Source organism: Streptomyces sp. NPDC059524, from assembly GCF_042749255.1.
Taxonomy (GTDB): domain Bacteria; phylum Actinomycetota; class Actinomycetes; order Streptomycetales; family Streptomycetaceae; genus Streptomyces; species Streptomyces xanthii.
Genome location: NZ_JBHYTK010000030.1, coordinates 24,637 through 47,940, shown reverse-complemented (window position 1 = coordinate 47,940; position 23,304 = coordinate 24,637). Strand labels below are relative to the sequence as shown.

22 protein-coding genes are annotated in these 23,304 nt (G+C 72.1%); 11 read left to right on the top strand and 11 right to left on the bottom strand.

Annotated features, from left to right (window positions below):
• Window positions 1–47: 47 nt before the first annotated feature.
• Window positions 48–590, bottom strand: a complete 543-nt coding sequence (locus ACFW9D_RS11810) for a DUF4232 domain-containing protein (protein ID WP_384620632.1) — start codon at window positions 588–590, stop codon at window positions 48–50.
• A 223-nt stretch (window positions 591–813) separates the two neighbouring features.
• The gene (locus tag ACFW9D_RS11805; RefSeq protein WP_384620629.1) at window positions 814–1,164 is read right to left on the bottom strand and encodes a winged helix-turn-helix transcriptional regulator; all 351 of its coding nucleotides are present in this window, start codon (window positions 1,162–1,164) and stop codon (window positions 814–816) included.
• Between the two features lie 91 nt (window positions 1,165–1,255).
• Here ACFW9D_RS11805 and ACFW9D_RS11800 point away from each other — a divergent pair, with 91 nt between their 5' ends.
• Window positions 1,256–2,161 carry an NAD(P)-dependent oxidoreductase gene (locus ACFW9D_RS11800; RefSeq protein ID WP_384620626.1) on the top strand — a complete coding sequence of 302 codons (906 nt, stop codon included), beginning with the start codon at window positions 1,256–1,258 and terminating at the stop codon, window positions 2,159–2,161.
• A 78-nt stretch (window positions 2,162–2,239) separates the two neighbouring features.
• On the opposite strand, the gene ACFW9D_RS11795 is transcribed toward ACFW9D_RS11800, so the two are convergent.
• Window positions 2,240–2,854 (bottom strand): hypothetical protein, encoded by a 615-nt coding sequence (locus ACFW9D_RS11795; protein ID WP_384620623.1) that lies wholly within the window; start codon window positions 2,852–2,854, stop codon window positions 2,240–2,242.
• Window positions 2,855–2,995: 141 nt separating this feature from the next.
• On the opposite strand from ACFW9D_RS11795, the gene ACFW9D_RS11790 reads away from it, so the two are divergent.
• The 3 genes from ACFW9D_RS11790 (at window position 2,996) to ggt (ending at window position 5,995) form a co-directional block, all read left to right on the top strand.
• A complete protein-coding gene (locus tag ACFW9D_RS11790) occupies window positions 2,996–3,325 on the top strand; it encodes a hypothetical protein (protein ID WP_384620620.1) in 330 nt (109 codons plus the stop codon).
• Window positions 3,322–3,963, top strand: a complete 642-nt coding sequence (locus tag ACFW9D_RS11785) for a hypothetical protein (protein ID WP_384620617.1) — start codon at window positions 3,322–3,324, stop codon at window positions 3,961–3,963. Before ACFW9D_RS11790 ends, ACFW9D_RS11785 begins: the two co-directional genes overlap by 4 nt.
• 187 nt (window positions 3,964–4,150) lie before the next feature.
• The gene (gene ggt / locus ACFW9D_RS11780) at window positions 4,151–5,995 is read left to right on the top strand and encodes a gamma-glutamyltransferase (protein ID WP_188341497.1); all 1,845 of its coding nucleotides are present in this window, start codon (window positions 4,151–4,153) and stop codon (window positions 5,993–5,995) included.
• Window positions 5,996–6,101: 106 nt separating this feature from the next.
• Here the strand turns inward: ggt and ACFW9D_RS11775 are convergent, their stop codons facing one another.
• Genes ACFW9D_RS11775 through ACFW9D_RS11760 form a run of 4 tightly spaced genes read right to left on the bottom strand, consistent with a single transcriptional unit; the run spans window position 6,102 to window position 8,902 of the window.
• On the bottom strand, window positions 6,102–6,521 hold the full coding sequence (locus tag ACFW9D_RS11775) for a hypothetical protein (protein ID WP_384620614.1): 420 nt from the start codon (window positions 6,519–6,521) through the stop codon (window positions 6,102–6,104).
• Between the two features lie 47 nt (window positions 6,522–6,568).
• The gene (locus tag ACFW9D_RS11770; protein ID WP_384620611.1) at window positions 6,569–7,177 is read right to left on the bottom strand and encodes a bifunctional 4-hydroxy-2-oxoglutarate aldolase/2-dehydro-3-deoxy-phosphogluconate aldolase; all 609 of its coding nucleotides are present in this window, start codon (window positions 7,175–7,177) and stop codon (window positions 6,569–6,571) included.
• Between the two features lie 23 nt (window positions 7,178–7,200).
• Entirely contained in the window at window positions 7,201–7,950 is a 750-nt protein-coding gene (locus ACFW9D_RS11765) for an IclR family transcriptional regulator (RefSeq protein WP_384620608.1), read from the bottom strand.
• Between the two features lie 4 nt (window positions 7,951–7,954).
• Window positions 7,955–8,902, bottom strand: a complete 948-nt coding sequence (locus ACFW9D_RS11760) for a sugar kinase (RefSeq protein ID WP_384620605.1) — start codon at window positions 8,900–8,902, stop codon at window positions 7,955–7,957.
• Between the two features lie 163 nt (window positions 8,903–9,065).
• On the opposite strand from ACFW9D_RS11760, the gene ACFW9D_RS11755 reads away from it, so the two are divergent.
• Window positions 9,066–9,674 (top strand): GNAT family N-acetyltransferase, encoded by a 609-nt coding sequence (locus ACFW9D_RS11755; RefSeq protein ID WP_384620602.1) that lies wholly within the window; start codon window positions 9,066–9,068, stop codon window positions 9,672–9,674.
• Here the strand turns inward: ACFW9D_RS11755 and ACFW9D_RS11750 are convergent.
• The 3 genes from ACFW9D_RS11750 to ACFW9D_RS11740 form a co-directional block, all read right to left on the bottom strand.
• Window positions 9,671–10,018, bottom strand: a complete 348-nt coding sequence (locus ACFW9D_RS11750; protein ID WP_384620600.1) for a DoxX family protein — start codon at window positions 10,016–10,018, stop codon at window positions 9,671–9,673. The genes ACFW9D_RS11755 and ACFW9D_RS11750 overlap by 4 nt on opposite strands.
• Window positions 10,019–10,139: 121 nt before the next feature.
• Window positions 10,140–11,963 (bottom strand): MFS transporter, encoded by a 1,824-nt coding sequence (locus tag ACFW9D_RS11745; RefSeq protein WP_384620597.1) that lies wholly within the window; start codon window positions 11,961–11,963, stop codon window positions 10,140–10,142.
• 182 nt (window positions 11,964–12,145) lie between these two features.
• Window positions 12,146–14,752: a D-alanyl-D-alanine carboxypeptidase gene (locus tag ACFW9D_RS11740; RefSeq protein WP_384620594.1), complete on the bottom strand. Its 2,607-nt coding sequence runs from the start codon at window positions 14,750–14,752 to the stop codon at window positions 12,146–12,148.
• Between the two features lie 204 nt (window positions 14,753–14,956).
• Here ACFW9D_RS11740 and ACFW9D_RS11735 point away from each other — a divergent pair, with 204 nt between their 5' ends.
• The 3 genes from ACFW9D_RS11735 to ACFW9D_RS11725 all read left to right on the top strand — a co-directional run bounded on the left by ACFW9D_RS11735 (window position 14,957) and on the right by ACFW9D_RS11725 (window position 17,287).
• Window positions 14,957–15,694: a GPP34 family phosphoprotein gene (locus ACFW9D_RS11735; RefSeq protein ID WP_188338364.1), complete on the top strand. Its 738-nt coding sequence runs from the start codon at window positions 14,957–14,959 to the stop codon at window positions 15,692–15,694.
• Window positions 15,695–15,992: 298 nt separating this feature from the next.
• Window positions 15,993–16,850: a helix-turn-helix transcriptional regulator gene (locus ACFW9D_RS11730; RefSeq protein WP_188338363.1), complete on the top strand. Its 858-nt coding sequence runs from the start codon at window positions 15,993–15,995 to the stop codon at window positions 16,848–16,850.
• 236 nt (window positions 16,851–17,086) lie between these two features.
• Window positions 17,087–17,287, top strand: coding sequence for a DUF397 domain-containing protein (locus tag ACFW9D_RS11725; RefSeq protein WP_188338362.1), 201 nt, complete (start codon window positions 17,087–17,089; stop codon window positions 17,285–17,287).
• Window positions 17,288–17,439: 152 nt separating this feature from the next.
• On the opposite strand, the gene ACFW9D_RS11720 is transcribed toward ACFW9D_RS11725, so the two are convergent.
• Window positions 17,440–18,288, bottom strand: coding sequence for a hypothetical protein (locus ACFW9D_RS11720; protein WP_384620588.1), 849 nt, complete (start codon window positions 18,286–18,288; stop codon window positions 17,440–17,442).
• Window positions 18,289–18,411: 123 nt separating this feature from the next.
• Between ACFW9D_RS11720 and ACFW9D_RS11715 the strand changes: the two genes are divergently transcribed.
• The 3 genes from ACFW9D_RS11715 to ACFW9D_RS11705 all read left to right on the top strand — a co-directional run bounded on the left by ACFW9D_RS11715 (window position 18,412) and on the right by ACFW9D_RS11705 (window position 21,601).
• Window positions 18,412–19,191 carry an SDR family oxidoreductase gene (locus tag ACFW9D_RS11715; protein WP_188341494.1) on the top strand — a complete coding sequence of 260 codons (780 nt, stop codon included), beginning with the start codon at window positions 18,412–18,414 and terminating at the stop codon, window positions 19,189–19,191.
• A 391-nt stretch (window positions 19,192–19,582) separates the two neighbouring features.
• Window positions 19,583–21,154, top strand: a complete 1,572-nt coding sequence (locus ACFW9D_RS11710) for a sodium:solute symporter family protein (RefSeq protein ID WP_384620586.1) — start codon at window positions 19,583–19,585, stop codon at window positions 21,152–21,154.
• Window positions 21,155–21,244: 90 nt separating this feature from the next.
• Window positions 21,245–21,601, top strand: a complete 357-nt coding sequence (locus tag ACFW9D_RS11705; protein ID WP_384620583.1) for a hypothetical protein — start codon at window positions 21,245–21,247, stop codon at window positions 21,599–21,601.
• The last annotated feature ends 1,703 nt before the right edge of the window (window positions 21,602–23,304 follow it).

The following is a 23,304-nucleotide window of genomic DNA, read 5'->3' as shown; positions in this document are numbered from 1 at the left end:
CCCGGAGCGCGTCACCGGGCCACGACGGCATGCGCGGGGCCAAGCCTCTAGGTCTTGATCGGGCTGACGTCGAAGAGGTGCGAGCAGGTGGTCCAGCGGGCCGGGACGAGGTCCGCGTGGTACGAGCCCGGCGGGTAGACGCGCAGGTAGCTGCCGGTGCGCAGGCAGGGGCCGCCGAGGGGGCCGTTCGTGGTGCGGATCACCGCGGAGGCGGAGTGGGCGGGGGCCAGCCTGACGGTGGAGGCGTGCTCGCCGGTGCGGTGGGCGGCCGGGCCGATCTGGCGGTGGGCGGTGTCGAGGGCGCTGACGCCCGGGTAGCCGCGCAGGGTGCAGCTGGTGGTGCTGGTGTTCGTGAACCGGATGGTCCAGTAGAGCGAGCCCGCCGCGCCTTCCTTGCGTCCCATGGAGAGGTAGAGGTCCCCCAGTGCGCAGGTCCGCAGGCTGCCCGAGGCCGGGGCCACGGCTTTCGGACTGCTCGACGCGGTTCCTGCCGCTCCCAGTCCGGCGAGGACTGCGGTCAGCGTGACGGCCGTGACGCGGGCGGGGAGGCGGGACGGAAGGCGGGACGAGGGAGATGAGGAGCGGAACATGGCATGTACGCCTCCATCACTCGAAGTGACCGACCCCGACGGCGAGGGGTCACTCTCTTAGACGGTTGCCCCGGGGCCGATGGTTGCGCAAATCGATAGGAATCGGCACCCACCTTTTTGTGGGTACTTGTCGCCTCCCGCCTCGCCGGGAGAGCCTGATCCCGGCCGGGAACGAGGGCGGAAACACCGGGGGAAACGCCGGCGGGGAGGAGGAGAGCCGGGGTCAGGGCGCCGGGTGGTCGGCGGTGAGCCGGTCCAGGCGGCGGTGGCCCCAGTCGGACAGGGCCGCCAGTGCCCTGGAGAGTTCGAGGCCGGACTCGGTGAGCGAGTAGACGGTCTTCGGGGGCACCACGTCGTACACCTCGCGGTGGACGAGCCCGTCCGACTCCATCTCGCGCAGGGTCTGCGTCAGCACCTTCTCGCTGATCCGCGGGATCTCCCGGCGCAGCTCGCCCGGCCGGCGCGGGCCGCCCTCGAGCAGCCACAGCAGCAGCGTCTTCCACTTGCCGTCGATGGCGGCGACCGCCACGGCCACCCCGCAGACTCCGGGATCGTCGATCCGGACGCGTGTCATCTCCGCGCTCCTCCCCGCCAGTTGTTCCGCCCTGCCCTGCTCACCGTTGCCGCTTTGCCTCTTCTCACCCTACGTACAAGGGAGTTCCGTCATGTCTTCTTCCCCCGAGTCCACGCCCGGGCGCTCCTCGGCCGCCGTCACGGTGATCGGGCTGGGTCCGATGGGCCGCGCGCTGGCCGGCGCGTTCGTTGACGCCGGGGTGCGCACCACCGTGTGGAACCGCACCCCGGGCCGTGACCGCGAACTCGTCGAGCGCGGGGCGATCGGTGCGGCGAGCGCCGCGGAGGCGGTCGCGGCGAGTCCGCTGACCGTGGTGAGCCTCGTGAACTACGACGCCACGGACGCGGTGCTGCGCCAGGACGCCGTCACCGCCGCGCTCAAGGGCCGCACCCTGGTGAACCTGACCGCCGACACCCCGGACCGGGCCAGGGACACCGGGCGCTGGGCCGGTGAACACGGCATCCGCTATCTCGACGGCGCCGTCATGACCCCGACGCCGACGATCGGCACACCGCACGCGGTCCTGCTCCTCAGCGGCGACGAGGCTCTCCACCGCGAGAACCGGGACGTGCTCGACGCCCTGGGCGGCACCCACACCCACCTCGGCGAGGACATCGGCCGCGCCGCGACCTACGACATCGCGCTGCTCGACGTCTTCTGGACCTCGATGACCGGGTACATGCACGCGCTGGCCCTGGCGCGGGCGGAGGGCGTCTCGCCGCGCGAACTCGCCCCGTTCGCCCAGGGCATCGGCGCGATCCTGCCGGCGCTCTTCCAGGAGACGGCCGAGGACATCGAGGACGGCGGCTACTCGGGCGAGGGCAACCCGCTCACCTCCGCGGTGTCGACGATGGCCCACGTCGTGCACGCCGCCGAGGCCCACGGCATCGACACGGGCGTGATGCGCGCCGCCGAGGGTCTGGCCCGCCGCACCGTGGCACTGGGCCACGGCGCGGACGGCTTCTCCCGCATCGCGGAGGTCCTGACCCGCCGCTAGAACGACCGCTCCCTGTCCCCCTCGATCCGCGACGGTGCGGCCGGCCGTCGCGGATCGGCGCATGGCCAACCCGACCGGCTAACCGTGCCGGCCGAAGACCTCCCGCAGCTCGACCAGATCCGCTTCCTTCTCCTTCTCGTCCTCGTACTGCCCGTCCTCGTCCCGGTGCGCCAGGACGGCCTCCGGGGTGAAGTCCTGGCCGAAGAGGTAGTCGTCCAGGCAGTAGTCGAAGCCGGACTCGGCCAAGAGGTCCAGGCCCTCGCCCTGGCAGTGCTTCGCCAGCCCGTCGGCCACATACCAGCGCGTGCCGTCGAACCAGAAGACGCCGCCCGCGTAGTGAATGCTCCGCCCGGTCGCGGCGTCCGTCAGGTTCAGCGACTCGTAGTTCTCGGGCCGGTCGCGGACCAGGGCGACAAGGTCCTCGGGGACGCCCTCGTAGAGCGACTCCTGAAGGGCGTAGTCCTCCTCGGCGTACAGGTTCAGCTCGGTCTCGTGGTCGAAGGTCAGCAGCAGCGCGCGGCCGTCCTCCGTGAAGTACCAGACCGCGGACTGCCCGCCCCCGTCGTTCCAGGCCAGCCGCTGCGCACCGGCGACCGCCACCGGCGCGACCTCGGCGAGCTCGTCCATCACGGCCGCCCGCCGCCGCACCTCCGGAAGGGGCGTCGCGGCCAGGGCATCCCACATCGCGTTCATGCCCGCAGCGTAACCACGGGCTACGACAGTCCGCCGCGGCATTCCGAGTAGCGATGCCTGTGCGGGAGACTCAGACCGTCATCGGGGATCTGAGTACCCGCACGGATGCCCGGCCGGGCCATCGGTTCGTAGCCTCACGGCATGACTCGCGGCACGAACGGAACGAACGCGCGGCGGGGCTTCGGGGACTGGGTCTGGTTCTGCGTGCTCGCCGTGATGGTGATGTTCGCCGGGCTCGTGATCGGGGTTCTCGGGCCGCTGCTCGCCATTTCCTGCTCCACCTGCCAGGACGGCGTGGGTGACGTCCGGGGCGGCGACACGCTCCTCGTCCTCGCGCAGGGCGTCGTACCGCTCGTCACCCTCGGCACCATCCTCGCGATCTTCCTGCCCAAGGGCGGCACCCGCGCCGCCGCGGTGGGCTTCGGGGTTCTGGTGGTCCTCTTCGTCGTCATGCAGGTGTTGGGGGCGTGAGCCGCGGCAGAGCCTTCGTCTGGGTCGTCGTGCCGCTCGGCGTCGCCTGGCTCGTCGTCCGGTGGATGTGGCTGACGCAGGCCGTGGACACGGTGTGGAACGGGGAGCCGTACCCCGTCGCCGATCCCGCCGTGACGGCGAGCCGGATCGACGAACGGACGCAGGACGTCTACGACGCGCTCGCCCTGCCGGACGCCGGGCTCGACCGCGCGTGGCCCGGCCGGGCCGTGGAGGCGTACGGCAGCAGCTGTCGTCCGCGCGGGCTGCGGCACTTCTCCGACCAGCTCGCCGACTCCCCTCCCAGCGCCGACGGCGTGGTCACGGTGCACAGCGAATGGGCGCTCACCGGGGTGTCGCCGGCGGACGCCGCCGCGGGGCTCCGGCGCGTCGAGAAGCGGCTGGAACCCCGGGGCTGGGAGGTCGTCGAGTACGACCACGACGGCACCCGGCCCTTCATGCGGCTGCGGCCGCCCGGCGGCGGGGACGAGGACCAGATCCAGATCCAGTCGTATCCGCGCGACCGGCTCCAGGTCGCCGCGTACTCCTCCTGCGCCCGCTATCCGGAGGGCACGCCGCTGACCTCCTACGGGGAACCGGCCCTGCCCGCACAGCAGGCGCCGGCACAGCTGCGCGACTGACCCGGGCGGAGTCGAGCCGGGACGGGCCGATTCAGGCCGGGTCGGGTCGAGTCGGGTCCGGTGACCCTACTCGTCAGGAACCTCAGATCTCACGCAAATCTTCTCGCGCCTCGTTGCTGACCTGGCCGGACGCTGTCAGGGTCGGCGGCGGTTCCCTCGCCGTTGATCTTCGGAGGCTTCACTGATGATGGCTGTCCGTCACAGCGCGGGCGCCGCCGCCTGCGCGGCCGCGCTCCTGCTTCCCGTCCTGAGCGGTCCCCCCGCGAGTGCCGGCACCGGCCGGCCCGAAGCGAGCCCGCCCGCCAAGCAGGCCGTCGCCACCGGCAGCGGCGGCGCGGTGTCCAGCGTCAACCCGTACGCCTCTCAGGCCGGTCTCGACGTGCTCCGCAAGGGCGGCAACGCCGTCGACGCGGCGGTCGCCACCGCCGCCGCGCTCGGGGTCGTCGAGCCGTACTCGGCGGGCATCGGGGGCGGCGGCTACTTCGTGTACTACGACGCCGCGAGCCGGACCGTGAAGACGATCGACGGGCGGGAGACGGGGCCGGCGCGGATGCGGCCGGACGCCTTCCTGGACCCGGCGACCGGCAAGCCGCTCCCCTTCGACGAGGTCGTCAACTCCGGTCTGTCCGTGGGCGTTCCGGGCACCCCGGCGACCTGGCAGAAGGCGCTGGACGACTGGGGCACCGTCCCCCTGAAGCAGGCGCTGCGGCCCGCGACCCGGATCGCGGAGCGGGGGTTCGTCGTCAACGACGAGTTCCGCGCGCAGACCGCGATGAACGAGAAGCGGTTCCGTGACTTCAGCTCGACGGCCGAACTCTTCCTGCCGGGCGGCGAATTGCCCGTCGTCGGCTCACGCTTCCGGAACCCGGATCTGGCACGCACCTACCGGCAGCTCGCCCACGAGGGCGCCGGCGCCATGAACGGCGGGTCCATCGGACGGGACGTGGTGCGTACGGTGCAGCACCCGCCGGTCGCCGAGGGGTCGACGCGCCACGTGCGCCCCGGGTCCATGGAGCTCCCGGACCTCGCGGGCTACCGCGCGATCCCGCGCACCCCGACCCACACCACGTACCGCGGCTCCGACGTGTACTCCATGGCGCCCTCGTCGTCCGGCGGCACCACGGTCGGTGAGGCCCTGAACATCCTCGAGAACTACGACCTGTCCGCCGGTGGCCGGACCCAGGCGCTGCACCACTACCTGGAGGCGAGCCGGATCTCGTTCGCGGACCGCAACCGGTGGGTGGGCGACCCGGCGTTCTCCGACGTGCCGACGGCCGGGCTGCTGTCCAAGGAGTTCGCCAAGGACCGGGCCTGCCTGATCCGCCCCGACCGGGCGCTGACCAGCCCGCTCGCCCCCGGTGACCCGCGCGCCCCGCACGGCTCCGGCCAGGGCTGTGTCCGCGGCACCGGCGTCCAGGAACCGCACGAGGGCCCGTCGACCACGCACCTCGTGGCGTCCGACCGCTGGGGCAACGTCGTCTCGTACACCCTGACCATCGAGCAGACCGGCGGATCCGCGATCACGGTGCCGGGGCGCGGGTTCCTGCTCAACAACGAGCTCTCCGACTTCGACTTCGCGCCGCTCGCCCCGGGCGTCCCGGACCCGAACCTGCCCGGCCCCGGCAAGCGGCCGCGCAGCAGCATGTCCCCGACGATCGTCCTGCGCGACGGTGAGCCGCTGCTCGCGGTGGGCTCGCCGGGCGGCGCCACCATCATCACGACCGTGCTGCAGACCCTGGTCAACCGCATCGACCTCGGGATGTCCCTGCCCGAGGCGGTCGCCGCGCCCCGCATCTCGCAGCGCAACCGTGCCACGACGGAGGCCGAGCCGGCGTTCCTCGACTCGCCCGAGGCCCCGGCCCTGGAGGCCCTGGGTCACCGCTTCGTGCTCGCCCCGGAGACGTTCACGCCGTCTCCCGAGATCGGGGCGGTCGCGGCGCTGGAGTTCGGCCCGCACGGATCGGTGACGGCGGTCGCGGAGCCGGAGCGGCGGGGCGGCGGCTCGGCGATGGTGGTGCGCGAGCGCCGGTGAGTGACGGCGGCCGGGCGCGCGGTCTCCGCGCCCGGCCGTCCTTCAGCGGGCCCAGCCGTCCTTCAGCAGGCCCGGCCACCCCTCTGCGGGCCCGGCCCCGATGGACTCAGTGCGCCGCGCGCCGGCCCCAGCCGCGTGCGGCGCCGTGCACCGCGTTGACGATCCCGGTGATCAGCGCCGTACCGGCCAGCGACCCCAGGACCAGCATCGTCACGCCGACCATGAACAGCCCGCTCGCGTCGTCCGACCAGTCGTAGCCGGCGGCGACCGCCAGGCCCGCGGTCGTGCCGAGGCCCGCGGCCCTGGAGTGCCCGCGCAGGGTGGCCCAGCAGACCGGGACGAACAGGGTCAGGACCAGGCCGACGACCTGCCAGGCCTCGTACGGGCCCGTCACCGAGCCGTCGGGGTGCACGTCGCGCGTCTGGTCCCAGCCCAGCCAGACGGCCCACGCGGCCGCCGCGCAGCCGGCCACGACGAGGGACACGAGCGCCGGGCGGCGGTCGGCGGAGGAAGAGGATCTGCTCATGACCTCAGGATCGCGGGCGCGGCCGGGCCGGAACAGCGCGCTCGTACTCAGTTCGGCTGGGGTCCGCGACTCAGCAGCGCGGCGAGCCGGGGCAGTTGCTCCGGGTCCTCCAGCGCGGAGCCGACGGCGACGACCCGCGCCCCGGCGGCCAGGTACGCGGCCGCGTTCTCCGCGTCGACGCCGCCCGTCGCCACGAACGGCACCTCGGGGAACGGGCCCCGCATCGCGCGGAACCAGCCGGTCCCGAGCACACTCGCCGGGAACGCCTTCAGCCAGTCGAGGCCGAGGGCCAGCGCGGCCTGGACGTCGGTGGGGGTGGCGACCCCGGGCAGATGCGGAAGGCCGGCCTCCACGCTGGCCCGCGCGACCCGAGCGTCGAGTCCCGGCGCGACCGTGAACGCGGCGCCCGCCGCGACCGCCCGCGCCAGCCGCTCCGCCGAGGTGACCGTGCCCGCGCCGACCGGCTTGCCGCGCTCGGCGCCTGCCGCGACGACCTCGGCGAGCACCCGCCCCGCCGCCTCGTCCTGCACCGGCACCTCGACGCACTCGATGCCCAGATCCCAGGCGCGGACGGCGAGTTCGACGGTGCGGCCGGCGGGCATCCCCCGCAGGATCGCCATCACCGGCACCCCGGCGAAGAGTTCCTCGAAAGTCACGGGCCCAGGTACGGGTGCGGGGTTCAGGGGCGCCATCCCAGCTCCTCGGAGATCGTCGCGGCGGTGGACAGCAGGTCCGGCAGGACGCCGGCCTCCAGTGCGGGCAGGTCGGCGCGCGCCTTGAGCGCCGTGACGGAGACGGCGCCGACGACCGCGCCGCCGCTGTCCCGCAGGGGTGCGGCGAGACAGTTGACGTAGTCCTCGTACTCGCCGTCGTCGACGGCCCAGCCGCGGGCCCGCGTCGCGTCGAGCACCGCGCGGTACGCGGCCGGGTCGGTGATCGTCGTCGCGGTGTGCGGGGCGAAGTCGCAGGACGCGGCGAGGATCGCGGCGGTCCGCTCCGGCGGCAGGTGCGCGAGGATCGCCTTCGCGACGCCCGCGGTGTGCAGGGTCACGGGGCGGCCGATCTCGGCGTAGAGGCGGATGCCGTCGACGGGGTCGATCTTGTCCGCGTAGACGATCCGGTCGTCCTCCAGGGCGGCGAGGTGCACGGTGTGGCCGGTGCGGGCGCCGAGGCCGCGCAGGTGCTCGCGGGCCACGTCGGTCAGCCCGAACTGCTCCTCGGCCAGCCGCGCGAGGCCCGCGAGCCGCAGCCCGATCCCGTACCGGCCGTCGGGCAGGCGGCGCGCGAGCCCTCCGTCGGTCAGGGACTCCAGGAGGCGCAGCGCGGTCGAGCGGTGCACGCCGAGGTGCGCGCCGACCTGCGACTGGGTGCGGGGTTCGCGGGCGACGAACTCCAGGATGTCGATGGCCCGGGAGACCGTCTGCGACACGGTGTCACGTTCCTTCCGCGCCGGCGGCCCGCGCACCGGTGGCCGGTACGTAGTCCTCGACGCTGCTCAGCGTACGGGCGGCCAGGCGGTGGCCGAGGGCGAGACGGGCGGGTGCGGGCAGGTCGCGGAGGAGGCCGCTCAGATAGCCCGCGGCGAACGCGTCCCCCGCGCCGACGGCCTCGACGACCTCCACGACCGGCGCGGCCACGAACTCACATGCCTCGCCCGCGAGTTCCGTCGCGCCGACCGCGCCGTCCTTGACGACGAGGATGCCGCGCGGGGCGAGGTGCTCGTGGATGTCCCGCGCGGTGGGCGTGCCCCACAGGGTCTCCGCCTCGTCGCGGCCGACCAGGACGACGTCGGCCCGCCGGGCGAGCGCGAGCAGCTCCGTCGCGGCGGCGCCGGGTGAACTCCACAGCGCGGGGCGGTGGTTGACGTCGAAGGAGATGCGGGTACCGGCCGCCCGCGCCCGGTCCATGAGCGCCGCCACGAGCGCGGCGCAGCTCTCGGACAGGGCCGGGGTGATGCCGGTCAGGTGCAGGAGCCGTACGCCGGTGAGGTCGACGGCGCGGGCGTCGGCGGCCGTCATCCGGGAGGCGGCCGAGCCCGCGCGGTAGTAGTGGACGCGGGTGGCGCCGTCCGGGCCGGGGTCCTTGAAGTAGACGCCGGTCGGGGCCGAGGGGTCGGTGCGCACTCCGGTGACGTCGACGCCGCGCGCCGCGACGGCCGCGCGGATCCGCCGCCCGAAGGGGTCGTCGCCGACCCGGCTCAGCCAGGCGGTCCCGTGGCCGAGGTCGGCGAGGTACTGGGCGACGGTGGACTCGGCGCCCGCGACCGCGAGGCGGGCCGTGGTGCCGCGTTCGAGGCCGCCACCGTCGACGGGTGTCACCTGCGCCATCGTCTCGCCGACGCAGAGCACTTCCGGCGGGTGCGGGTGCATGGGCGGGTGCATGGACGGCCCCTTCCTTCGTAGCGCTCCGTCCGGTCCGGCCGACCGTAGCAATCCTGGCGCAACAGGCGTGCACATGCTGCAACACGCACGATCAGCCCAGGTCAGAGCAGGTGGGTGGCGAATCTCGGGTGCGGTCGGGCGGCGGAGTCGCCATCATGCGGGCATGCCCTCAGCTCTCGTGAACACGATCAAGCCCGGCACCTTCTCCTCCGTCCCGCAGCCGACCCTGCCCACCGCCGACGGCACCCTCCTGCTCCGCCCCGCCGCGCCCTCCGACGCGGACGCCGTCCACGCCGCGTTCCAGGACCCCGCGCTCCAGTTCTGGCACGCCCGCACGATGGACTCCCGCGACGAGGCGCTCGAATGGATCGAGGACGTCCTGCGCGGCTGGCGGGAGGAGACCGCCGCGCAGTGGATCGTCGCGCGGGCCTCCGACGGCGCCCCGCTCGGCCGGATGGCGCTGCGCGCGATGGACCTCGTGGAGGGCGTCGCGGAGATCGGCTACTGGATGCTGCCCGATGCCCGCGGCCAGGGAGCCGCCCCCAAGACCCTGACCACACTGACGGACTGGGCCCTGGCGGCCGGCTTCCACCGCATCGACCTCGAGCACTCCACCCGCAACGAGCCGTCCTGCCGGGTCGCCGAGAAGGCCGGCTACGCGCTGGAGGGCACCCGGCGCAGCTCCGCGCTGCACACCGACGGCTGGCACGACATGCACGTCCACGTCCGCATCCAGGACACGCGGGCCCGGAGCCACCAGGGCCCCGCCTAGGCGGCCTGGGCGAGGACCAGTGCCGCGACCACCGGGGCCGCGTACACGAGCGGGAACGCCAGGTGCGAGAACCAGCGGGCCCGCGCCACCGCGATCACGGCCCCGGTGAAGTACAGGATCAGCCCGATCGCGGCGGCCGTGCCGAGCACCGGCACGGCGAGCCCGGCGAGGAGGCCCAGCGCGCCGGCGGCCTTGGCGGTGCCCAGCCACGGCATCCAGCCGGCCGGGATCCCGTAGTCGGCGATCGGCTTGACCACCCAGGGGGCGCGGGCGAAGACGGACACGGCGGAGAAGCCGACCAGGACGGCGGCGAACACGGTGACGACGACATGGGCGACGGACATCAGGCACTCCTCGGTTCGGGCCCCCGCTGCGGGAACCTCACCCCCTCGACCCGCCGCACCGCACGGATGTGACAGCCCACCGAATGTGACGCCCGCCACACGCCGTGCGCGCGAGAAGTGACTACTGGAGTTCCTCCGGGCACGGGGTGCCGCGGGGGATCTTGACCGGAGCCGCGAGGCGGTAGGTGCCGGCGCGGGGGGCGAGGAGTTCGGTCCAGCGGTCGCCGGAGGCGTCCTCCTCGGCCTCCATGAGGCAGCCGTGCGCGTTCGTGTACTTCTTCGGCAGGCTGTCGTCCCGCTCGCGGGCCCGCTTCGACGCCTCCGTCTCCTGCGGCCTGCCCAGGCTGTTGCCGTCCTCGTCGACGACCGAAAGCCACGGCGAGTACAGGACGCGGATGAGGATGCGGCCCGGCTCGGTGACCTCGATGGTCAGCTCGCTCTGCTCGGCGGCGTCGACCACCGCGTTCGGCTCCGCCATCGGAGTGGGGTCGGTGACGGCGAACAGCTGCCAGTTCGCGTCGCCCCACACCTGGCGCAGATACGGCAGACCGCGCTGCACCAGCTCCCGCTCCCGCTCGCCGCCGTCCCCGTCGGGCTCGCCCTTGGGCAGCACCACGTAGTGCACGGCCCAGCGCTGGAGCCAGTCGTGGTAGTTCGCCGCGTTCAGGGTGTCGTCGTAGAAGAGCGGGTTGCGCTTCATGTCGGCCTGCCGGGTCCAGCCGCGCGCCAGGTTCACGTACGGGGCGAGCGCGGAGGCCTCGCGGTGCGAGCGGGCCGGGACGACCTCGACGCGGCCTCGCTCGGCCTTGACCTCCTGCAGCTCGTTGACGAGCGGGGCCAGTTCGCGTGCCCAGGAGGCGGCCGGGGTGGTGTGGACGACGTCGTCGACGGATTTGAAGCCGACCCACACGTTCATGCCCACGAACGTGACGACGATGACGTACCACTTGCGCGAGCGCGGCACGGTGAACGGCAGCGCGGCGAGCAGCGCGACCCCCGCGAACAGCATCGGCAGCCGGGTGATGTTCGACCCGATCTGCGAGCTGATCAGCCAGACGAGCAGCACGGAGAGGCTGTAGACGGCGGAGGTGATCCGGACCGTCACCCACTCCTTGGGCACCAGCAGGAAGCAGAGGACGCCGTACACGAGCGGCAGCAGCGCCGAGCCGAACGACATCGGCTGGGTGCCCGAGAACGGGAACAGCCAGGCCGAGAGCCCGACCACGGCGGCCGGCGCGAGCCCGAGCGCGTACGCGCCGGGACGCCGCTTCTGCAGGAACAGGGCCACCGCGACCAGACCCACGAACAGTCCGGCGACCGGCGAGCAGGCCGTCGCGATCCCGGCGAGCGGCGCGGCGACGGCGGCCTTCGCCCAGCGCCGGTAGCGCCAGCGGTACGGCCAGCAGAACACGGCGGCGACCGCGGCGAGGCCGAACGTCATGCCGAGCCCGAACGTGACGCGGCCCGACGCCGCGTTGCACAGCAGCGCGAAGACACCGGCGAGCGCGGGCCACAGCGGGCGCGCGACGACCCGCGTCCGGATGAGGACCATCGTCAGCAGCGCCGCCGAGAGCGTCCCGGCGATCATCATCGTCGTCCGCACACCGAGCACGGACATCAGGTACGGGGACACCACGCTGTACGACACCGGGTGCATGCCGCCGTACCAGGCGAGGTTGTACGCGGAGTCGGGGTGCCGGCCGACGAACTCGGCCCAGGCGTCCTGCGCGGCGAGGTCGCCGCCACTGTTCGCGAACGTGAAGAACCACAGGAGGTGGAGCGCGGCGGCGGCCGCCGTGGCGACCAGCACCGGGTGCCGCTCGGCCCGGCGCAGCCAGACGCGTACGGCGGAGCCGGTGTCCGGTGGTCCGGGAGGCCCTATTCGGACGCGGCCCGCGTCCGTGCCGGGGTCGTCGTCGGTGCGCGTCGGCTCCGCTGTGGCCACTGCTGACACTCCCGTACGTTCCGTCGTCGTCACCGATCCCACCGGCCGAGGGAACGTCCGCGCCCCGGTCTCGCGACGCTAGCACGCGGCCTGCGCGCGGGCGCCGAGAAGGGCGGGCGCGACGCGCGCGCCCGGCCTTCCGGTGCCGTTCCCGCCTCCCGGGCCGGGAGGCACCCGCGCGCCTAGGAGACGCGCTTGATCTTCGCGCCGAAGCCCGGCTCGGTCAGGTCGCTCTGGAGGGCGACCGGGACCTCGACGGCGTCGTTCTTGCCGTCGCCGACGCTGAGCACGCCGACCACCGTGCCGGCCTTCGCCGCGTGCGGGATCTCCTTGCCCTTCTCCGCGTCGAGCCGCAGCTTGACCGTCAGTCCGGACCAGCCGACCGCGGAGACGTCCTTCGTCGCGACGACCGGGGTCGTGCCGCCGAGGCCGTCGTCGACCTGGCCGACCACGTCGCCCTTCTTGACGATCTTCTTGGCGGTCAGCGCCTCCTGGCCGGACTCGATGAGGCCGCGGACCACGCCGGTGACCTCGTCGATGTTGGCCACGCCGGGCTTGCCGAACTGGCCGAGGGCGGCGCCGATGATCACCTGGCGCTTGCCGTCGACCTCCTTCTCCGCGGCGAACAGGATGTTGCCGCCGGCCGCGGTGGTCGTACCGGTCTTGATGCCGATCGCGACGGTCGGGACCAGGCCGAAGAAGTTGTTCTGCTTGTCGCCGTTGAGGTCCATGTAGCTGGGCTGGCGGGCGATCTCACGGAACGTCGCGTTCTCCATCGCGGCGCGGCCCAGCTTCACCAGGTCCTCGGCGGTCGAGACGGTCGTCTTGTCCAGGCCGCTGGGGTCCGTGTAGTGGGTGTTCTTCATCCCCAGCTCCTTCGCGGTCTTGTTCATCTTCTCGACGAACGCGTCCTCGGAGGAGCTGCCGGTGTCCCAGCGGGCGAGCAGCTTCGCGATGTTGTTGGCGGACGGCAGCATGACCGCCTGCAGCGCCTCGTACTCGGAGATCTTCTGGCCCTCGGTGACCTTGACCACCGACTCGTTCTCCGCCTTGCCGGTCTCGTAGTGCTTCTGCGCGGCGGCGTCGACGGGGATCTTCGGGCTGTCCTCGGCCGACTTGATCGGGTGGTCGCGCAGGATCAGGTAGACCGTCATGACCTTGGCGATGCTGGCGATCGGTACGGGCTTCTGGTCGCCGGAGGTGCCGAACGTGCCGATGCCGTTGACGTCCATCGCGGCCTGGCCCTGGCTGGGCCACGGCACGCTGGGCTTGCCGCCCTCGAACGTCACCGTCTCCTGGGCGGTGAGCGCCAGGGTCGGGGCCGGGAGGGGGCGGACGACCTGCACGATCGCAAACGCGACGATCAGCAGGATGACCAGCGGGGTCCAGATCTTGACGCGGCGCACGGCGGTGCGGACGCGGGTCTCCGGGGGCGGCGGCGTGTTCGTCAGCTCGGCGAGCAGGTCCAGCGGGGGCTTCGGGGGAAGCGGCTGCTGGGTCGTGCGCTCGGGGGTGTCCAGCGCGGGGGCGGGCGCGGGCTCGGGGGCGTCCCGCTTGAGCGGTACGAACTTGCTGGTGCGCTCGGATGCGGGCTCGGGGGCCGGCTGGGGCTTCGCCGCGGGGGCCTTGGCGGCCGGCGACTTCAGCATGGTCGTCGGCTGGTCCACCTTCGGCGGAGCGACGGCCTTGAACACGGCGGTGGCCTGATCGACGGCAGGCTTGTCGTCGGCCGCCTTGGCCTTGTCATCCGGCTTCGGCGCGGCGGACTTGTCCCCGGCCTCGGGCTCGGCCTCGGCCTCGGGCTCGGCGGGCTTGTCCCCGGCCTTGGCCTTCGGCTCGGCGTCGGCCTTGCCGTCAGACTTCGGCGCGGCAGGCTTGTCCTGGGTCTCGGCCTCGGCCTCGCCCTTCGGCGGGGCGACGGCCTTGAACACGGCGGTGGCCTGATCGAGGGCAGGCTTGTCGTCGGTCTTGGCCTCCGGCTCGGCAGGCTTGTCCTCGGCCTTGGCGTCAGGCTTGGGCGCGGCGGACTTGTCCTCGGCCTCGGCCTTGGGCTCGGCAGGCTTGTCGTCGGCCTTGGCGTCAGGCTTCGACTCGGGCTCGGCGTCGGCCGGCTCGGCCTTCTCCTCGGCCTCGGCGTCCACCTTCGCGTCCGCGGGCTCCGCGTCGGCCGGCTCGGGCTCCTCGTCCGCGTCGTCGGTCGAATCGGCCTCCGGCTCCGGGGCGCGGGCGGCGTCCTCCGCCGGCCCGGCCTCGTCATCGGCCCCGGCGTCCACCTTCGCGTCCGCGGGCTCGGCATCGGCCGGCTCGGGCTCCTCATCGCCCTCGGCGTCCGCCTTCACGGCCTCCGCGTCCTCAGGAGCGTCGGCGGGCGCGTCCTCGGAGGCGCCTTCGGAGGCACCCTCAGCCGTGTCCTCAGCCGCGCCCTCAGCCGCGCCCTCGGTCGCGTCCTCGGTCGCGTCCTCCGAGGCCGCCTCGGACGGTTCCTCCCGGGCCGACGGGACCGGAGGCGTGTCGGAGGAGACCCAGGCGGCCACGGCTGCCCGCAGCCGCGCGTCACCCGCCTCTTCCGTCCCGGGTTCCGCCGGGGCCGAGTCGGAGGCCGAGTCCGGCTCCGCCGACTCCGTCTCCGCGGAACCGGCGGAGCCCTCGGTCACGTCCCGGACGGAGAACACCGCCGTCGCCTGATCCACGCCCGCCGGCGCCACGGGCTTCTCCCGCGAACGCGCCACCGCGAGCCGCGGGTCCTCGCCCGGCGTCTGCTGCTCCGACCTGTCGGGGGTCCCCGCCACCGATGCCTCCTCGACCGCTCACCACTTAGCGCCGGACAGTCCAGCCCTGTCCGAACCATGTACCAGTGTCCTGTGCTGGGGGCTTGACCCCCTGGGTAGACGAGAACGACATACCTACCGGTTCCCGTCCAAACCCCCCACGCACTCTCGACAGACCAATGTGAGAGGGGTCACCCTGTCATTCATCCACGCGGGGAGGCATGGATGGGCAGGAGCCGCAGAACAATTCCGGAGGAGCTTCTGCTGCTCGCTCTGGACCCGGCCACGGGTACCACAGCGCAGCCGCAGTCGCTCGACCTCGGTCTGGCCGGTGCACAGCTAGTAGAGCTGGCGCTGGCCGGACGGATAGCCCCAGACGGGGATCGTATCGCCGTGGTGGTGCCACGGCCGACTGGAGATCCGACACTGGACTGCGCGTTGGAGCTGCTGCGAAGGCGCGGCGCTCCCGTACGGGCCGTCCACTGGATCGGCGGGCCCCGCCTCGGGCTGCGCCAGACGTATCTCTCGCATCTGGAGCGGTGCGGCATGGTGCATGCCGTGGCGGGCCAGATGTGCGGAGTGCTGCCGACGACTCGCTACCAGGCGACGGACACGGCCATCAGCCGGGAGATCAGGACCCGGCTGGACTCGGCGATCCGTACCGGCGTACCGCCGGACCCACGGACCGCGGCGCTCGCCGCACTGGCCCACGCGGTCGGTCTCGGCAAGCACCTGTACCCGGGCAACGAGGGACGATCGTCCCGCTCCCGGCTGCGGGACCTGATCAGGCACGACCCCATGGGCGGTCTCGTGGCGCACGCCGTGATGGACGTCCAGAACGGGGTGGCCGCGCAGCCACGCCGTTCGCCCGCCACCGCGGCGGGCCGGGGCGCACCGGAGCCGGCCAGGGGTGTTCCGATGCAGCCGCGCCACGGATCCATGGCGCGCGCCGTGGCCCACTAGACGGCGGCCCGCACCACAGGCACCGCCGCACCGACGCACGAACCCGCACCAGCGCCGCACCTCAGTCCCCAGGACCGGTTCGGGAGCCGCTGTACCGCGCGGGGTGAGGGACCGGCCGTCCGGACGACGACCCGGCCCTCACCCCGCGCGTTCGCGTTCGCACCGCGTCCCGCACGCGTGTCCACCGCATATCCGTCATTCCCCAGCGCCGGGACGGACCGAAGTGGCAATCTGCTGAGCAGCAGATACGCAAAGTATGCGGAACAACGAAATGCACGCAGCCGGAGGTGCACGTCCCGTGGCGTCCAACGTCAATCCCACCGTAAGGCGACGCCGACTGGGCCAGGAGCTGCGCCGGCTCCGCGAGCTCAAGGGCATGACCGCCGAAGAGGTCGCCGAGCGCCTGCTGGTGTCGCAGTCGAAGATCAGCCGCCTGGAGAACGGGCGGCGCAGCATCAGCCAGCGCGATGTCCGCGACCTGTGCGGGGTCTACGAGGTCGAGGACCACCGGATCGTGGACTCGCTGATGCAGATGGCCAAGGACTCGCGCCAGCAGGGCTGGTGGCACTCCTTCGGCGACATCCCGTACTCGGTCTACATCGGCCTGGAGACGGACGCGGCGAGCCTGCGGATCTACGACCCGCAGGTCGTGCCGGGCCTGCTCCAGACCCGTGGTTACGCGGAGGCGCTCATCAACGGCGCGCTTCCAGAAACGGTTTCCCAGGACATCGAGAAGCGCGTCCAGGTGCGCATGCGCCGCCAGGAGCGCATCCAGGCCCCGGAGAACCCGCTGCGCCTGTGGACGGTCCTCGACGAGGCCGCGCTGCGCCGCACCGTGGGCGGCAAGAACGTCATGCGCGAGCAGTTGGAGCACCTGGTCGAGCAGTCGCAGCTGCCGCACGTCACCGTTCAGGTGATTCCCTTCGACATGGGGGCGCACCCGGGTCTGAACGGCCAGTACGCGATTCTGGAGTTCCCTGACGCGGCGGATTCCAGCGTCGTCTACATCGAGGGCGTCACCAGTGATCTTTATCTGGAGAAGGCCAATGACGTGCAGAAATACAGCGTCATGTACGAGCATCTCCGGGCGCAGGCGCTGAATGTGGATCAATCGCGACAGTTCATCTCCGACATCGCGAAGGAGTACGCGCGATAGCCGGTTCTTCCAAGACTCCGGGGCAAAGGCGCCGCACGGTACACCTTCGCCTCGGAGAAATGGAAGGCCCTCATGGAATATGCCATCCGGTCGGGTGAACGGCCACTTCATGCGGGTCAGTTGGCGAGTAGCGTCGATCACGCCATCAGGACAACATCCTTGGCGAGAACCGCTCTGGACCTCCAGGCGGGGATGCAATTCGACCACTGTCTGAACCGTCTGAACCGGAGCAAAACATGGCAATCCAGCAGGGCGCCGCGGAATCCTGGATCAAGTCCTCGTATTCCACGGGGAACGGCGCGTGTGTCGAGGTCAAGTCGCCCGTGGTGCACGCGATCGCGGTCCGGGACTCGAAGGTCACCGAAGGCCCGATGATCGGTTTCGCGCCCGAGACCTGGAACGCGTTCGTGCACCAGGTGAGCACGGGGTCGTTCTGACCCGGAGATGCAACGGCACGACCCGCAATACGCACCACCGTTGAAGCCCTCTCGACTGGCCCGCCGTCCTGGCCGAGGGGGCTTTGCCGTTCCCCGGACCTCGTACCCCCCGCGCCCCGCGGCTCGCGGCTCGCGGCTCGCGGCTCGCGGCGTCAGCGCAGCTGGTCCACGTACCGGTCCGTCCCCGGCACCGTCGGTACGAACGGCGCCATGAGCTCGACCCGCGCCCCGAGCCCCGCCCGCGCCACCTCCTCGCCGAGCCCCGCGAAGTGCTCCTCCCAGCACTCACGCGGGTCCTTCTCCAGGAACCAGAGCAGGGTCAGCCGGGTGTCGACGCCCTCGACCTGCTTCACGTAGGACATGCGGTCGCCCGGCAGCGGGGTGGGCCGGAAGAGCGTGACCATCGCGGCCGGTGACCCGGCGACGGCCCGCGGCAGGTGCCGGGAGCGGAGCCACTCGACGAGTTCGGCACGCCGCTCGGGGCTCTCGACGTCGATGACCTCCACGACGAGGCCCGCGTAGGGGTGGTCGAGGGCGTGGAAGTCGCGGGGGCCCGCGGCGCCGTCGCGGTAGACGGTCGCCTCGTGGTCCTGGAACGCGGTGAAGACGTGGGTGCGGTCCTGGTAGACGCGGCCGTCGCGGTTGAGCCGCTTGTTGATGCCGACGGTCCACTTCATGTGGTCGTCGTAGCGGCCCTCGGTGATCCAGTACGTGGAGATGTAGCAGCCCGCGGTGACCGGCTCGGCGACGGCCGACTTCTCCGGGTAGCGCAGCTGCTGGAGGTCGCGGGTGGCGACCCAGCGGCGGCCGGAGTACATCCAGGGCATGGCCATCGCGCCGGCGTAGTAGTGGTCGTCCTCGTACCAGCGGTTGTACGCGTACTCGTGCCCCGGGTGCGGCTCGACCATGGTGATCAGGGCGTGCCCCGGGCGCACCCCGTACGGGCCGACGGCCGCCAGTTCCGCATAGGTCTCGCTGCGGGTGTCCACGCCCTCGCTCATGCCGTTCCCCTTTGCCGTGAGGGTTCCGTCCTGCGTCCGACGCCCCTACTCTGACGCCCCGTCAGATATAGCGCCAGAGTCGGGAGGCAACCGATGACGACGGGATCCAGCGGACCGGGCGGAATGCTCGCGGGAAAGACCGTGATCGTGTCCGGGGTCGGGGCCGGGCTCGGCCACCAGGTCGCGGCGGCGGTGCTGCGCGACGGCGGCAACGCGGTGCTCGGCGCCCGCACGGAGGCGAATCTCGCCAAGGCGGCGGCCGAGCTCGACCCCGAGGGCGCCAGGACCGCGTACCGGTCGACGGACATCGGCGACGAGGCGCAGTGCGAGGCGCTGGTGGCGCTGGCGCGCGAGCGGTTCGGCGGGGTGGACGCGGTGGTTCATGTCGCCGCCTGGGACAGTCACTTCGGCGGCCTGGAGGACGCCGACTTCGACACCTGGCGCCAGGTCGTCGACGTGAACCTGATCGGCACCCTGCGCATGACCCGGGCCTGCCTGCCCGCGCTGAAGGAGAACGGCGGCGCGGTCGTCATCATCGGCACGCAGTCCTCGGTGGCCGCCCCGACCCAGGTGCGGCAGGCGGCCTACGCGGCGTCCAAGGGTGCGCTGACGAGCGCGATGTACTCGCTGGCCCGGGAGCTGGGCCCGCACCGGATCCGGGTGAACACGGTGCTGCCGGGCTGGATGTGGGGACCGCCGGTGCAGGCCTTCGTCCAGTTCACGGCGCAGACCGAGGGCGTGCCGGAGGAGGAGGTGCTCGGCCGGCTCACCGAGCGGATGGCGCTGCCGGAACTCGCCACGGACGGCGACGTGGCGGACGCGGCGGCGTTCCTCGCGTCCGACCGGTCCCGCGCCATCACCGGCCAGCAGCTCCTGGTGAACGCGGGCGAACTCATGCGCTGACGACCGCCTCGCCTTCAGATCCTCCGCGACCGCACGGGACCCGCATCCCGTGCGGTCGTTCGCGTTCCCGCACACGGCTCACTCGCTCCCGCGTACGGCCACTCGTTCCCGTGCGCGGCGCACTGACGAAGTGCCCGCTCATGGTGTGGCCCGCGTCACGGACGGGACAACGCCTCGCGAGGTCACGAAAACGCAAAATCGTTCGCTTTACTGATCGACGTTCACATCCATGACCGCCGAAAGCCTTGACCGCCCCCTCCCCCGGGCGGTTCAATCCCCCACGTCCCCACTCCCGCAAGGGGGACACCGCTGGAACGGCCGCACCACGGACGCACTGACGAAGAGCCGACACGTTCGACACGTTCACAAGGCGGACCCCTGGAGGGGAGACATGAACAGTCTCGACTGGGCCGTGCTCATCGGCTACTTCGGCGTGATGGTCGCGATCGGCGTCTGGTCCCACAAACGCGTGGACGACGTCTCGGACTTCTTCACGGCCGGCGGAAAGATGCCCTGGTGGCTGTCCGGCATCTCGCACCACATGTCCGGCTACAGCGCCGTCATGTTCACCGGCTACGCCGGTATCGCGTACACGTACGGCGTGACGTCCTTCGTCACCTGGTCCTTCCCCATCGCGCTCGGCATCGCCATCGGCTCCCGCCTGTTCGCGCCGCGCATCAACCGGCTGCGCTCGCGCCTGCACGTCGCCTCGCCCCTCGAGTACCTGAAGAACCGCTACAACCTGCCCACCCAGCAGGCGCTCGCCTGGTCCGGCATGCTCCTGAAGATCGTCGACGTCGGCGCGAAGTGGGCGGCCATCGCCACCCTGCTCTCCGTCTTCACCGGCGTCTCCCTCAACCAGGGCATCCTCATCACCGGCGTCATCACCGCCGTGTACTGCACGATCGGCGGTCTGTGGGCCGACGCGCTGACCGAGCTCGGCCAGTTCGTCATCCAACTGCTCGCCGGTGTCGCCATGTTCATCGCCGTGGTCGCCAAACTGGGCCCGCACGGCGGCTTCTTCGGTGTCTGGGACGAGCCGGAGCTCGCCGGGCACGGCAAGCCGCTGGTCGGCCAGTACGGCGCCGTGTTCCTGCTCGCGTTCCTCTTCATCAAGCTCTTCGAGTACAACGGCGGCATGCTGAACCAGGCCCAGCGCTACATGGCCACGGCCTCGCCCAGGGAAGCCGCCCGCTCCGCGCGCCTGTCCGCCGTGCTCTGGCTGGTCTGGCCGGTGATCCTCTTCTTCCCCATGTGGATGTCACCGCTCCTGGTCGAGTCCCAGAAGCCGGACGGCTCCGACTCCTACGCCCTCATGACCGAACAGCTGCTGCCGCACGGCCTGCTCGGCCTGGTCATCGTCGGCTTCTTCTCGCACACCATGGCCATGTGCTCCTCCGACGCCAACGCCATCGCCGCCGTCTTCACCCGCGACGTGGCCCCCGCGCTGTCCGCGAAGGCCCGCGCCTGGAACTCCCACAAGGGCCTGATCGCCGCGCGCGTCACGACCGTCGTCTTCCTCGGCCTGTCCATGGCCGTCGCCACGCAGGTCAACTCCCCCACGTTCAAGGACATCATCACCGTCGTCATCAAGTGGGTCGCCGGACTGATGGGCCCCATCGCGATCCCGATGATGCTCGGCCTGCTCCGCACCTTCCGCCGCTCCGGCCCGACCGCCGCCCTCACCAGCTGGAGCCTCGGCCTGCTCGCCTTCTGGCTGGTCAACTACCCCATCAACTGGAGCGTCGAGGGCGGCGTCCCCCTCGAGTACCAGGTCTCGATCCCGCTCGCCGTCTCCCTCGTCCTCTACATCGTCATCGGCTACGTGAAACCGGAGGACACCCCCGAACGCGACGCGATCATCGAACGCATCAACACGGACGACGACGGCCCCGGCACGACGGGCGCGGCCAGGGTCCCGGCCCAGGCGGACGCGGCGGACGGCGCGCTGCCCCAATCGTGAACAGGTGGTCCGACACCGGCATTGCCCCGGTCAACTGACGCTAAATTATTTCGTGTTGCCTGCAGTACATCAGGACACACGGAGGTCCGAGTGGAAGTTGTCGTGTCGATCAAGGGCGGCCAGGGGGACGAGCTCGGTCTTCTGGAGCGCACGCTGAAGCAGCAACTGGCACCGCAGGGGATCCGTGTCGTGCGCACCGTCTCCCCCGCGCCTCAGGGCGCCCTCGGCGCGACCGACGTCCTGCAGTTCCTGGGCGAGAACGTGGCACTGCCCGTTCTCGTCCAGGAGGTGTCCGCCTACGTGAAGCAGCGGTTCTGGCCCGCCCGCGGCAGGCAGGTCGAGTGCGAGCTGATCCGCACCGATCTCCCCGACGGCACCCGGCGCACCCAGTTGATCGTGAAGGGAGAGCCTAAGGACGCGGCGGCGACGCTGAAGGAACTGCAGTGACCGCTCTGCCCGCGACCGATCAGGAGCGGTCCAACCCGCTCACCGCCGAGGTCCTGCTGATCGGCGTCGACTCGTACCCCCACAGCGATCTGGCCGCCGTGCCGGCCGCGCGCACGAACGTGGAGCGCCTCAGCTCCTCGTTCCAGAACGGCACTCTGTGGGGTGTGTCGAGCCACAACATCACAGAGGTGTTCAACCCTTCGCGCGCGGCCCTGCTGGACGCGGTGGAACGGGCCGCCTACGCGACGACCCGCCGGGGGACGGCCGGCTTCCTCGTCCTCTACTTCACGGGGCACTCGCACTGGGACGGCTACGAGTCGAAGCTCTATCTGACCCCGCACGACGGGGACTCCGCGCGGGTCGCCGACACGATGGTCCCGGTCTCCGAGATCGTCGCCCGGGTGGAGAGCGAGAACCCGCACCTCAAGCGCAAGCTCCTCGTCCTCGACACCTGCTTCGCCGGTGGCGGGATCAAGGAACTGCCGAGCGAGGGTTCGACGCTCGGCGAGGAGGCCGGCTGGTACGTCATGGCCTCCAGCGCTCAGGAGGACACCTCCAAGTACGCCGTCGACCGGGACACCACGTTCTTCACCGGAGCACTGCTCCAGACCTTCGACGGGGTGCCCGGCCCGCAGCGGAGCCTCTCCCCGGTCACGGTCTACGAGAAGGTGCTGGGCATCGTCCAGGACACCGCCGCGCTGGACCCCGGCACCGTGCTGCCGCTGCCCCAGCACGCAGCGCCACCGGCCTGGGCTCAGGAACCCTGGCTGTGCAATCGCGAGTACCGGCCGCCCCCGAGCACGCCGTTCCAGTACGCCCCCACACGGCCCACCGAGGCACTCCCGGCGGCACCCGTGCCGCTTCCGCTGCCCTCCGGGTTTCCCGCCTGGCCGGTGGCCGAGCCCCTGTTCACCGGCCACACCGACGAGCTCACCGCCGCCCGGGGCCGGTTCGGGCAGCGCAGAGTGCTGCCGGTCCACGGACCGCACCACGCCGGCAAGTCGGCCTTCGTCCGGCACCTGCTCGCCGCCCCCGAGCTGCGGCAGTCCGCTCCGCTGGAACGCCCCTGGCTGCTGCTGCAGTTGAGAGTCCTCAACGCCAGCGCCGAGTCGCCCCTCCTGGAAGCGCTCGCCGGCGCCCTCGACATCGGTCTCCAGGACCTGCCCGCCGACACCGACCTCACCTCGGACGCGCGCCGCGACCTCGTCGTCGAGCGTCTGCGGGACCACGCGCGGGGCCGCACCCTGCTGCTCGTCGTCGACTGCGGGCGGCTCGGCTACGAGGCCACGCGCAACACCACCGAGGTCGACGAACTGCTGGCCCACCCCTGCTTCCAGAACACCGCGGCCGTGGTCATCACCCGGCACGAGTTCGGCGACCTCTTCCACAGCCGCGACCAGTTCGAACGCCAGGTCCCCCTGTCACTGGGCGAGTTGAGCACCGAGGAGGCCACCTCACTGCTCAGCGGCCTGCTCGACAAGGAGAACGTCTCCATAGACTGCACCCAGGTGTTCCACCACGTCACCGACCCGCGACTGCGGCTGCCCGGCATGCTGAGCCAGAGCGCCAAGGGCTACGTCGACCGCCGGGCCCGCGCGGCCTGGGGGGGCGGCCCCCCGGGGGGGGGCCCCGCCCCCCGGGGGGGGGGGCGCGCGCGCGGGGGGGGGGGGCGGGGGGGGGGGGGGGGGGGGGGGCGCCCCCGC